Genomic DNA, 13,202 nt, shown 5'->3' on the forward strand with positions numbered 1-13,202 from the left:
ATTAAACTTTACATGTATTGTACAGACTAGCGCTAAACAATACAAGTTTAATTATTCAGCTTTATTACCACTGTTTTTCTTGATAATATCTTCAGCAACTGATTTTGGAACTTCTGCATAGTGATCGAAGTACATTGTGTATGTTCCACGACCTTGTGTGTTAGAACGTAATGCAGTTGCATAACCGAACATTTCTGAAAGTGGTACAAAAGCATTTACAACTTGTGCATTACCACGAGGTTCCATACCATCAACGCGTCCACGACGAGAAGTTACGTCACCCATGATGTCGCCCATGTATTCTTCAGGCATTTCGATTGTTACTTTCATCATTGGTTCTAAGATAACTGGATCACATTTTTTGGCAGCTTCTTTAAGTGCCATTGATGCAGCAATTTTGAAGGCCATTTCTGATGAATCGACATCGTGGTATGAACCATCAAATAATCTAGCTTTAACATCAATTAATGGATATCCAGCTAATACACCATTTTCCATTGAATCTTTAAGTCCTGCTTCAACTGATGGAATGTATTCACGAGGAACTACACCACCAACGATAGCGTTTTCGAATTCGAAACCTGCACCTGTTTCGTTAGGTGAGAATTCAATTTTAACGTCACCGTATTGACCACGACCACCAGATTGACGAGCGAATTTACCTTGAACTTCTGCTGATTGCTTGAATGTTTCACGATATGAAACCATTGGCGCACCAACATTACATTCAACGTTAAATTCTTTCTTCATACGATCAACTAAGATATCTAAGTGAAGCTCACCCATACCGCCGATAATAACTTGTCCAGTTTCTTCATCAGTATGCGCATGGAACGTTGGGTCTTCTTCTTGTAATTTAACTAAAGCTGTAGTCATTTTATCTTGGTCTGCTTTAGATTTTGGTTCAACTGATAAGTGAATAACAGGTTCTGGGAAATCCATTGATTCCAAGATAATATCATTTTTCTCACCACATAAAGTATCACCAGTACCAGTTTCTTTAAGACCTACCGCAGCAGCGATATCTCCTGAGTAAACTGTGTTTAACTCTTGACGAGAGTTAGCGTGCATTTGTAGTAAACGACCTACACGTTCACGTTTGTTCTTCGTAGAGTTTTTAACGTATGAACCAGATGATAATGTACCTGAATACACACGGAAGAATGTTAATTTACCAACATAAGGGTCAGTCATTACTTTGAACGCTAATGCAGCGAACTCAGCGTCGTCATCAGCTCTTGCGATAACTTCTTCGTCTGGGTCTTCAGCACGGTGGCCGACAATTGGTTTAACATCTAATGGTGATGGTAAATAATCAATTACTGCGTTAAGCATTAATTGAACACCTTTGTTTTTGAAGGCAGTACCAACAAGAACTGGGTAGAATTCAATATTATTAGTTGCTTGACGAATAGCATCTTTTAATTCAGCTACAGTAATTTCTTCGTCACCAAGGTATTTTTCCATTAATTCATCACTAGTTTCAGCTACTGCTTCAATTAGTGTTGCACGAGCTTCTTCAGCTCTTTCTTTGTGATCTTCAGGAATTTCAATTTCTTCAATTTCAGTTCCTAAATCATTGTTGTATTTGAAACATTTCATTTCAACTAAGTCGATGATTGCTTCAAATTCATCTTCCGCACCAATTGGTAATTGGATTGGTTGCGCATTCGCTTGTAAGCGATCATGAATAGTGCTTACAGCATATTCAAAGTTCGCACCTAATTTGTCCATTTTGTTTACAAAAACAATACGAGGAACGCTGTAAGTTGTAGCTTGACGCCAAACTGTTTCAGTTTGAGGTTCAACACCTGATTGTGCATCAAGTACAGTTACCGCACCATCAAGTACACGTAATGAACGTTCAACTTCTACAGTGAAGTCTACGTGTCCAGGTGTATCAATGATGTTTACACGGTGATCATCCCATGAAGCTGTTGTTGCAGCTGATGTAATTGTGATACCGCGATCTTGCTCCTGTTCCATCCAGTCCATTTGTGAAGCTCCTTCGTGAGTTTCACCGATTTTATGGATACGTCCAGTATAGTAAAGAATACGTTCAGTCGTAGTTGTTTTACCAGCATCGATGTGAGCCATGATACCGATATTACGAGTTCTTTCTAAACTAAAATCTCTAGCCATGTATTTTTCTCCTTCCAGTATAACTGCGAATAAATACTATAAATATGGCGATACCCTAAACATGCACCTAGATAGTAAACTATCGTTTTGGAACACGCTCAGGGAAAAACCTACTATCCTACCAACGATAGTGAGCGAAGGCTTTGTTAGCTTCAGCCATTTTATGAACGTCTTCACGTTTCTTAACTGCACCACCAGTGTTGTTTGCAGCATCTAAGATTTCGTTAGCTAAACGTTCTTCCATAGTTTTTTCACCACGAAGACGTGAATAGTTAACTAACCAACGAAGACCTAAAGTAGTACGACGTTCTGGACGAACTTCTACAGGTACTTGATAGTTAGAGCCACCTACACGGCGTGCTTTAACTTCTAATACTGGCATGATATTGTCGATCGCTTCTTCAAATACTTCGATAGCTTCACGACCACTGCGTTCTTGAACTAATTCAAATGCAGAATAAAGAATTTTTTGAGCTGTTCCACGTTTACCATCTAACATAATCTTGTTAATTAATTTTGTAACTAATTTTGAATTATGAATTGGATCTGGTAATACGTCTCTTTTTGGTACTGATCCTTTACGAGGCATAATGTAAATCCTCCCTTCCTAATTGTAATATATTTTTATGCTTTATAACGAAAATTTACGCAATCTTAAACTTATTTTTTATTTTGTTTAGGTTTTTTAGTTCCGTATAATGAACGTCCTTTTCTACGACCGTCAACACCTGAAGTATCAAGTGCACCACGTACGATATGGTAACGCACACCAGGTAAGTCTTTTACACGTCCACCGCGTACAAGTACAACACTGTGTTCTTGTAAGTTATGGCCGATACCAGGGATATACGCGTTGATTTCAATATTGTTAGACAAACGCACACGCGCATATTTACGTAACGCAGAGTTAGGTTTTTTAGGTGCCATAGTACCTACACGTGTACAAACACCACGTTTTTGTGGTGAATTTAAAGTAGTGTACTTTTTCTTTCTGCTATTGAAGTTTTTGTTCAATGCTGGTGAATCATAGTTTTTTGATTTTCTTTGTCTTGGTTTACGTACCAATTGGTTAATAGTTGGCATGAATGTGTCCTCCTCTCTTCTTTTATAATCCCACACATCCAGGTGGTTCATTTTAAGGGTAAATAAAATTTAGTAAGAAAAATCTTACTAATCTCATTTCAATAATGCAACAATTGTCGCATCAACGTTTATACCTACATATTTTCCTAAAGCTTGTTTGCTTTCGAAAAATGAGATAGATATGTCTTTGTGATTGATTTGACTTAATACGCGAGTCATTAAATGAACTTCAACGTCTTCAGCAATAATCAATGATGTAACTTGATCTTTATTCAAAGCTTTGAGCGTTTGTTTAAGACCAATAACATAGTGTTGTTTGTTAAAGCGTGCAACTTTTTCATTAGACATTTAAATATCCTCCAAAGTTCTGCTTGCATCAACCTTAATAATAATAACATCTAAATTACTGCTAAGTCAACTTTAATTAACATTTTTTACAGGAATTATTTTTTAAAAATAAGAGAGCGAAACAAAGGTTAAATTTATAAAATTTAATCTCTGTTTCTACCCTCTGTAAAAGGATTAGGTTTTAAAAATTTAGTATAAATACTTTTAATTTTTAATATTGGACTGGATCAATACAGTACTCATAATGAATACAATATACGCTAATCATTTTTTAACAATAGCATTAGATTTCAGTTGTTTGAATATCTTCTACAACTTCTTCTGGTGTTGCTTTGTCATACTGAACATCGCTATAACGTCTCATACCTGTACCAGCTGGAATTAATTTACCAATAATAACGTTCTCTTTAAGTCCAAGTAAGTTATCACGTTTACCTTTGATTGCTGCATCTGTAAGTACACGTGTTGTTTCTTGGAATGAAGCTGCAGATAAGAAGCTTTCAGTTTCAAGAGAAGCTTTCGTAATACCAAGTAATACTGGTTTAGATGTAGCTGGACGTTTACGGTCTTTGAACGCTTCACGGTTAGCATCTGTAAAGTTATGAATGTCAACAAGTGCACCTGGAAGTAATTTCGTATCTCCAGCTTCAATGATACGCACTTTACGTAACATTTGTCTTACCATAACTTCAACGTGTTTGTCATCAATTTCAACACCTTGCATACGGTAAACTTTTTGCACTTCTTTTAATAAATAACTTTCAGTAGCATTTAGACCTGAAACAGATAGGAAGTTCTTAGGTTCAATTGAACCTTCTGTAAGAGCTTCACCACGTTCAACACTTTGGCCGATTTCAACTTTTAATCTTGAGGTACCTGAAGCCAGGTAAGATTTAGTTTCATTTTCGCCTTTGATTACGATTTCTTGTTGACGGTCTTTTGCAACACTAATGTCATCAACAACACCTTCAATTTCAGTAATCACTGCTTGACCTTTAGGGTTACGCGCCTCGAAAATCTCTTGGATACGAGGAAGACCTTGAGTGATATCGCTACCTGCTACCCCACCTGTATGGAATGTACGCATAGTAAGCTGTGTACCTGGTTCACCAATTGATTGTGCAGCAATTGTTCCAACTGCTTCACCAACTTCAACTTTTTCACCAGTAGCAAGGTTTTTACCGTAACATTTTTCACATACACCATGACGTGTGTTACATGTAAATGCTGAACGGATATACATTTCTTCTATACCAGCGTCCGTGATATTCTTAGCGATTTCTGCTGTTACCAATTCATCTGGTCGAACGATCACTTCGTCTGTTTCTGGGTGACGGATAGTTTCTTTTGAGTAACGGCCTTCAATACGTTCACTGAATGGTTCGATCATTTCTGTACCTTCTTTAATATCAGATACAAGTAAACCTCGGTCAGTACCACAGTCTTCCTCACGAACAATAACATCTTGTGCCACATCAACAAGACGACGCGTAAGATAACCAGAGTCTGCTGTTTTAAGTGCTGTATCGGCAAGACCTTTACGTGCACCGTGAGTAGAAATGAAGTACTCTAATACAGTTAAACCTTCACGGAATGATGAAGTAATTGGTAATTCAATAATCTTACCTGATGGTGCAGCCATAAGACCACGCATACCTGCTAACTGAGTAAAGTTAGATGCGTTACCACGAGCACCAGAGTCACTCATCATAAAGATTGGGTTGGTTTTTTCAAGTGATCCCATCAATTCTTTTTGAATTTGATCTTTAGCATCTGTCCAAATTTCAACAACTGCATTATAGCGTTCAAATTCTGTGATTAAACCACGGTTAAATTGTTTTTGTACTTTATCTACTAATTTTTCATGTTCATCTAAGATTTGTTGTTTATCTGGTAATACAACAATGTCAGATACACCAACAGTAATACCCGCTTTAGAAGAGTATTTGAATCCTAAGTCTTTCATTCTGTCTAACATCATTGATGTATCAGTGATGCTGAAGCGATTGAAGACTTCTGCAATGATATTACCTAAGAAATTCTTATTAAATGGATCGATGAGTTCTTGGTTATCAAAGTATGCTTTCAATCCATCTTCACCTAATTCAGTAGCAGAAACGAAATATTTATCTGGTGTACTGTTTTCTAAATTAGATTTAGTTGGTTCATTAATATATGCAAATGAATCAGGGATGATTTCATTAAAGATAACTTTACCAACAGATGTTGTTAAGATTTTTTTGTTTTGTTCTTCTGTAAATGTTGGGTTGTTAAATGATGATGCATGTACGCCAATACGCGTATGCAAGTGCACATAACCATTTGCATAAGCTTTGAGTACTTCATTTGTATCATTGTAAATTGTACCAGTATTTACAGCATCTTTACGCTCTAAAGTAAGATAATAGTTACCTAATACCATGTCTTGTGATGGTGTAACAACAGGTTTACCATCTTTAGGGTTTAAGATATTTTGAGCTGCAAGCATTAGCATACGTGCTTCTGCTTGTGCTTCTTTAGATAGCGGTACGTGAACAGCCATTTGGTCACCGTCAAAGTCAGCGTTATAAGCTGTTGTTGCAAGTGGGTGTAAACGGATTGCACGGCCTTCCACTAACGTTGGTTCAAATGCTTGGATACCTAATCTGTGAAGTGTTGGTGCACGGTTTAAAAGAACTGGATGTTCTTTAATAACATCTTCTAATACATCCCAAACTTCATCATCCATACGTTCAATCTTGCTCTTAGCATTTTTAATGTTTGTTGCAATTTCACGCTGAACTAACTCTTTCATAATGAAAGGTTTGAATAGCTCTAATGCCATTTCTTTAGGTAGACCACATTGATACATCTTCAAGCTAGGACCAACAGCGATAACTGAACGGCCTGAATAGTCAACACGTTTACCTAATAAGTTTTGACGGAAACGACCTTGTTTACCTTTCAACATATGTGAAAGTGATTTTAATGGACGGTTACCTGGTCCAGTTACTGGACGACCACGACGACCATTATCTATTAATGCATCCACTGCTTCTTGTAACATACGTTTTTCGTTTTGTACGATGATGCCAGGAGCACCTAAATCTAACAAACGTTTCAAACGGTTATTGCGGTTAATAACACGACGGTATAAGTCGTTCAAGTCACTTGTAGCGAAACGTCCACCATCTAATTGAACCATTGGTCTAATTTCTGGTGGGATGATTGGGAGTACATCTAATACCATCCAAGCTGGGTTGTTACCAGAATGTCTGAATGATTCAACTACTTCTAGACGTTTAATTGCACGTGTAAGTCTTTGTCCAGTTGCAGATTCTAACTCATCACGCAACGCTTTTAATTCGGCGTCTAAATCAATTTCATCTAGTAATTCTTTGATTCCTTCAGCACCCATTTTAGCTGTAAATTGACCTGGGAATTTATCATAGTATTCTCTGAATTCTGCTTCAGATAATAATGTCTTTTTCTCTAATCCAGTTGGTCCTGGGTTAACTACAACGTATGAAGCAAAGTAAATAACTTCTTCTAACGCTCTTGGTGACATATCTAATAAAAGACCCATACGACTTGGGATACCTTTGAAGTACCAAATGTGAGATACAGGTGCAGCTAATTCAATGTGCCCCATTCTTTCACGGCGTACTTTAGATTTAGTTACTTCTACGCCACATCTGTCACAAACCATACCTTTATAACGTACACGTTTGTATTTACCACAACTACATTCCCAGTCTTTTGTAGGTCCGAAAATTCTCTCACAGAATAGACCATCTTTTTCTGGTTTTAAAGTACGATAGTTAATTGTTTCTGGCTTTTTAACCTCACCAAAAGACCATGAACGGATTTTTTCAGGTGAAGCAAGTCCTATTTTCATATAATGGAAATTATTTACATCAATCAAGGAGCCTACCTCCTTCAATTTAGATTAGCTGTGCAAATTGATTGATTGCTCTATATCAATAATAGATAAACCGAGAATGAGGCAAGTAATCAATACTTAACCTCAATACGGTAAATCTTTTTATAAACTTAAATGCGAATTGTATTAGTCAGTAATTTCTTTTTGTGATTGTGGTGCTCCTTTTTGTTGGAGATCCACTTTGCGTTCTACTGCGTCTTCATCTTCATTATCCTGCATGTCAATTTCATTGTCATGCTCATCCATAATCTTAACGTCTAAGCCTAAACTTTGTAGTTCTTTCATCAATACTCGGAATGATTCAGGCACACCAGGTTTAGTAATGTTTTCACCTTTAACAATAGATTCGTAAGTTTTAACACGACCTACAGTATCATCAGATTTATAAGTTAAGATTTCTTGAAGTGTGTATGCAGCACCGTAAGCTTCAAGTGCCCATACTTCCATCTCACCGAAACGTTGTCCACCAAATTGTGCTTTACCGCCAAGTGGTTGTTGTGTCACAAGTGAGTAAGGTCCAGTTGAACGTGCGTGTAGTTTATCGTCAACCATATGTGCAAGTTTCAGCATATACATAACACCGACTGAAATTCTGTTATCAAATGGTTCACCTGTACGTCCGTCATACAATACTGTCTTACCGTCACGTGCCATGCCAGCTTCTTCAATTGTTGACCATACATCTTCGTCACTCGCACCATCAAATACTGGTGATGCGACATGAATACCTAAGTTTTTAGCAGCCATACCTAAGTGCAACTCTAATACTTGTCCGATATTCATACGTGATGGCACACCTAATGGGTTAAGCATGATATCAATTGGTGTACCGTCTGGTAAATAAGGCATATCTTCTTCAGGAACTAGCTTAGAAATAACACCTTTGTTACCGTGACGACCACACATTTTATCACCAACATGAATTTTACGTTTTTGAACGATATAAACACGTACTAATTGGTTTACACCTGGAGATAGTGTGTCATCTCCCTCTTCACGGTTGAAGACTTTAACATCTAGAACAATACCGCCTGCACCATGAGGTACACGTAACGATGTATCACGTACTTCACGTGCTTTTTCACCGAATATTGCATGTAATAAACGCTCTTCTGCTGTTAATTCTGTTACACCTTTAGGCGTTACTTTACCTACTAAAATGTCACCATCATTAACTTCAGCACCTACGTATACAATACCACGGTCATCTAAGTTTTTAAGTGCACTATCTGAAACGTTAGGGATATCACGTGTAATTTCTTCAGGTCCTAGTTTTGTATCACGCGCTTCTGATTCATACTCTTCAATATGAATAGAAGTATAAACGTCATCTTTCATTAGACGTTCACTCATAATTACAGCATCCTCGTAGTTATAGCCGTCCCAAGTCATGAAGCCGACAACTACGTTTCTACCTAACGCCATTTCACCAAGTTCCATTGAAGGACCATCGGCTAATATTTCACCTTTAGCTACGACATCACCTGTAGCAACGATAGGTCGTTGGTTATAGCAAGTACCTGTGTTTGAACGTTTGAACTTAGCTAATGGGTAACGATCGATTTCTCCCTCGTATTCTTGGCCATCTTCTTCAATAAGTTGACGTACAAGGATTTCATTAGATTCAACGTGCTCAACACGTCCTTTATTTTTAGCAACAATAGCTGCACCAGAATCGCGTGCTGCTACGTGCTCCATACCAGTACCTACGAAAGGTGATTCTGGATTCATCAATGGTACCGCTTGACGTTGCATGTTTGCACCCATTAATGCACGGTTAGAGTCATCGTTTTCTAAGAAAGGAATACATGCTGTCGCTGCCGAAACAACTTGTTTAGGAGATACATCCATATAATCCATTTTTTCTTTAGCCATCACTGTGTTATTACCACGGAAACGACAAACAACTTCGTCGTCTAAGAAGCGACCATTTTCATCTAAATTAGAGTTCGCTTGTGCTACCACATAGCTATCCTCTTCATCAGCTGTTAAGTAATCGATTTGATCAGTAATGCTGTTTGTTTCAATATCTACTTTACGGTATGGTGTTTCGATAAAGCCAAATTCGTTTACACGTGCATAACTTGATAATGAGTTAATCAAACCAATGTTTGGTCCCTCTGGCGTTTCGATTGGACACATACGACCATAGTGTGAATAGTGAACATCACGTACTTCCATTTGAGCACGTTTACGTGTTAAACCACCAGGTCCTAATGCTGATAGACGACGTTTATGTGTCAACTCTGCTAATGGGTTAGCTTGGTCCATGAATTGTGACAATTGAGAACTACCAAAGAATTCTTTAATAGATGCAATTACAGGACGAATATTGATTAATTGTTGTGGTGTAATAGAGTCTGTATCTTGAATAGACATTCTTTCACGTACAACACGTTCCATTCTTGATAAACCAATACGGAATTGGTTTTGTAACAACTCACCTACTGAACGTAGACGACGGTTACCAAGGTGGTCAATATCATCTGTAAAGCCAATACCACTTAACAAGTTAAAGAAATAAGACATTGATGCAATGATATCTGCCGGTGTAATGCATTTCACTTCAGAGTCTGGGAACGCATTACCAATCACTGTAGTCGTACGACCTTCTTCATCATTCGGAACATACACTTTGATTGACTGTATTTCAACTGGCTCATCAATCACTGTACCTTCTAGTTCAAACACTTCACTGTTCGCGTTAGCTTCTAATACGTCCATGATTTCATCTAAATTACGACGATCTAAGACTGTGCCTTCTTCAGCAACAATTTCGCCTGTTTCAGTATTAACAATAGGTTCTGCTAATTTTTGATTGAATAGACGGTGTTTTAAATGAAGTTTTTTATTTGCTTTATAACGACCTACACTTGCTAGGTCATAACGTTTTGGATCAAAGAAACGTGAATATAGTAAACTTTTAGCATTTTCAACTGTAGGAGGTTCGCCTGGGCGTAAACGCTCATAAATTTCTAATAATGCTTGATCTGTGTTTTCTGTACCATCTTTTTCTAATGTGTTACGTAAGTACTCGTTATCACCTAAAAGATCAATGATTTCTTGATCTGTAGAGAATCCTAAAGCACGTAACAACACGGTTAATGGTAGTTTTCTTGTTCTATCAATGCGTACATATACTACGTCTTTTGCGTCAGTTTCATATTCTAACCATGCACCACGGTTAGGAATGATTGTTGCATCATAGTTTGTGCGACCATTTTTATCTAGTTTTTCATTAAAATATACGGATGGTGAACGAACTAGTTGAGATACAATTACACGTTCAGCACCATTAATGACAAATGTACCTGTATCTGTCATTAATGGGAAATCACCCATAAACACTTCTTGCTCTTTCACTTCGCCTGTTTCTTTAATGATTAGACGTACTTTTACACGTAGAGGTGCAGAATACGTCGTGTCACGGTTTTTCGATTCTTCTAAATCATATTTCGGTTCACCAAGTCTGTAATCAACAAACTCTAAAGATAGATTACCTGTGAAATCTTCAATCGGTGAAATGTCTCTAAACATTTCATATAAACCTTCTTCTAAGAACCACTCGTAAGATTTAGTTTGAATCTCAATTAAATTCGGTAATTCTAATACCTCTGAAATTCTCGCATAGTTTCTACGTTTACGATGTCTTCCATATTGGACAAATTGACCTGCCAAACAGATTCACCCCTCAAAAATTGCGTGTTTACTTTTACTAAATAAGCAAATATAATTAGACAAAAAGAAAACGGTAGCATACCTCATGACACCATTTTCTATTTCACCTTATATACTTTGTTAATTTATACGTAAAAGTACACACTTATTGAACATAATTTTTTACATTCTATTACTATATCAGAACAGTGCTTTTTAATCAACCTTTTACACTGCTTAATATGTAATAGCCTTTACTTTTTTCTATGACTTTCACGTTGTCAAATGTCTCTTCCATTTTCTTCTTAGCAGATGGCATACCTTGTTTTTTCTGAATAACAACATAAAGCGTGCCATTTGATTTTAATTTTTTAAATGAATCTTCTAAAATACTGTGAACTACCTTTTTGCCTGCTCTAATTGGTGGGTTAGTTAGGATTGCATCAAAAGCATTATCCTCTACCTTCGACAAACCATCACTTTCTTTAATTTCTACATTTTCTATGTGATTTAGTTTTCCATTTTTGGCCGATAAAGCAAGTGCACGTTGGTTTACATCAACCATCGTTATTTCATGATGCGGGGATACTTTCGCAATCATCAAACCAATCGGTCCATAACCACAGCCAACATCTATTATTTTTTTAGTGGGCCCAGGGGGATTTTCTTTTAAAAAAGTGCGTATTAGTAAATCTGAACCAAAGTCTATTTTCCCTTTAGAAAACACGCCTGAATCAGTTACTAATTTTAAATCATAATTTTTGTAGGAATACGTAAAAGGAAGTTCATCACTTTCTACTTCAGGATTTTCATCATAGTAATGACTCATGATTACACCTCTTTTAATCTAATTCGTCTTAGATTAATACTATACCCATAACGCGATGCTATTAACAAATGCTTGGAGGGGTATAGATCAAATAAGATAAAACCCCGTTATATCGATAACGGGGTTTTCATTTCTCAAAGATTTCAGAATATCCATATAACACTTAAAATCAACGTACCGAAGCAGCTAATGTATTAAGCAATTCGGATAATCTTCAATATATAATTATGAACTGTTAGCCAGCTAGAATTATTTTAATTCTACTGTAGCGCCAACTTCTTCTAATGTTTCTTTAAGTTTTTCAGCTTCTTCAGTTGGTAAGCCTTCTTTAATTACTTTAGGCGCTCCGTCAACTAATTCTTTAGCATCTTTCAATCCTAAGCCAGTAGCTTCTTTAACAGCTTTAACGACTTTGATTTTAGATGATCCAGCTGATGTTAATTCAACATCGAATTCTGTTTTTTCTTCAGCTTCGTCTCCGCCGCCTGCTGCACCTGCTGCTGCTACTGGAGCTGCTGCAGTTACACCAAATTCTTCTTCAATTGCTTTTACTAAGTCGTTTAATTCTAAAACTGACATTTCTTTAATTGCTTCAATGATTTGTTCTTGATTAGCCATTTTAATATTCCTCCATTAATTTTGATTAGTTAATTATGCGCAATTATTCAGCGCTTTCTTCGTTTTGTTCTTTATCTTCTCCAACAGCTTTAACCGCATAAGCGAAGTTGCGTACTGGAGCTTGTAATACTGATAAAAGCATAGAAACAAGACCGTCATGTGATGGTAATGTACCAACTGTGTTAACTTCTTCGCCTGAAATAACAGAACCTTCCATAACACCTACTTTAATTTCTAAAGCTTTATGTTCTTTTGCAAATCCTGCAAGTACTTTTGCTGGAGCAACAACATCTTCTGTTGAAGTAGCAACTGCAGTAGGACCTACTAAGTGTTCATTTAAACCTTCTAAACCAACTTGTTCAGCTGCACGACGAACCATAGTATTTTTTAATACTTTGAATTCCACGCCAGCTTCACGTAATTGTGAACGTAATTCAGTTACTTCAGCAACAGTTAGACCACGATAGTCAACGATTACAGTAGATACTGAATTTTTAAGTGACTCAGCAATTACATCAACTTGTTGTTTTTTAGCTTCGATGATAGCAGACATTTAGACACCTCCATAGTTTTTTTATTTGGTGCTTTTAATCTTGATTACAA

Annotated in this window: 9 protein-coding genes; all 9 read right to left on the reverse strand. The window is 36.9% G+C overall.

All coding sequences use genetic code 11. From position 1 onward, the window contains the following. Positions 1–51: 51 nt before the first annotated feature. The 9 genes from fusA to rplJ all read right to left on the reverse strand — a co-directional run bounded on the left by fusA (position 52) and on the right by rplJ (position 13,152). Positions 52–2,142 carry an elongation factor G gene (gene fusA, locus IEU88_RS09115; RefSeq protein ID WP_096810914.1) on the reverse strand — a complete coding sequence of 697 codons (2,091 nt, stop codon included), beginning with the start codon at positions 2,140–2,142 and terminating at the stop codon, positions 52–54. Positions 2,143–2,260: 118 nt separating this feature from the next. Continuing rightward, positions 2,261–2,731: a 30S ribosomal protein S7 gene (gene rpsG, locus IEU88_RS09120; protein WP_019468564.1), complete on the reverse strand. Its 471-nt coding sequence runs from the start codon at positions 2,729–2,731 to the stop codon at positions 2,261–2,263. Positions 2,732–2,802: 71 nt separating this feature from the next. Further along, positions 2,803–3,225 (reverse strand): 30S ribosomal protein S12, encoded by a 423-nt coding sequence (gene rpsL, locus IEU88_RS09125; RefSeq protein WP_096810915.1) that lies wholly within the window; start codon positions 3,223–3,225, stop codon positions 2,803–2,805. A gap of 93 nt (positions 3,226–3,318) precedes the next feature. Beyond that, positions 3,319–3,573 carry a ribosomal L7Ae/L30e/S12e/Gadd45 family protein gene (locus IEU88_RS09130; protein ID WP_103372868.1) on the reverse strand — a complete coding sequence of 85 codons (255 nt, stop codon included), beginning with the start codon at positions 3,571–3,573 and terminating at the stop codon, positions 3,319–3,321. A gap of 283 nt (positions 3,574–3,856) precedes the next feature. Further along, a complete protein-coding gene (rpoC, locus tag IEU88_RS09135; RefSeq protein WP_170006859.1) occupies positions 3,857–7,450 on the reverse strand; it encodes a DNA-directed RNA polymerase subunit beta' in 3,594 nt (1,197 codons plus the stop codon). A gap of 171 nt (positions 7,451–7,621) precedes the next feature. Continuing rightward, positions 7,622–11,173, reverse strand: a complete 3,552-nt coding sequence (rpoB, locus tag IEU88_RS09140; RefSeq protein ID WP_103372869.1) for a DNA-directed RNA polymerase subunit beta — start codon at positions 11,171–11,173, stop codon at positions 7,622–7,624. Between the two features lie 199 nt (positions 11,174–11,372). Next, positions 11,373–11,981: a class I SAM-dependent methyltransferase gene (locus IEU88_RS09145; RefSeq protein WP_096810919.1), complete on the reverse strand. Its 609-nt coding sequence runs from the start codon at positions 11,979–11,981 to the stop codon at positions 11,373–11,375. A gap of 249 nt (positions 11,982–12,230) precedes the next feature. Continuing rightward, complete coding sequence (rplL, locus tag IEU88_RS09150) at positions 12,231–12,599, reverse strand: 50S ribosomal protein L7/L12 (RefSeq protein ID WP_096823951.1); 369 nt, start codon at positions 12,597–12,599, stop codon at positions 12,231–12,233. A 43-nt stretch (positions 12,600–12,642) separates the two neighbouring features. Then, entirely contained in the window at positions 12,643–13,152 is a 510-nt protein-coding gene (gene rplJ, locus IEU88_RS09155) for a 50S ribosomal protein L10 (protein ID WP_096810921.1), read from the reverse strand. Between the last annotated feature and the right edge of the window lie 50 nt (positions 13,153–13,202).

This window comes from Staphylococcus nepalensis, from assembly GCF_014635045.1.
Lineage (GTDB): Bacteria > Bacillota > Bacilli > Staphylococcales > Staphylococcaceae > Staphylococcus > Staphylococcus nepalensis.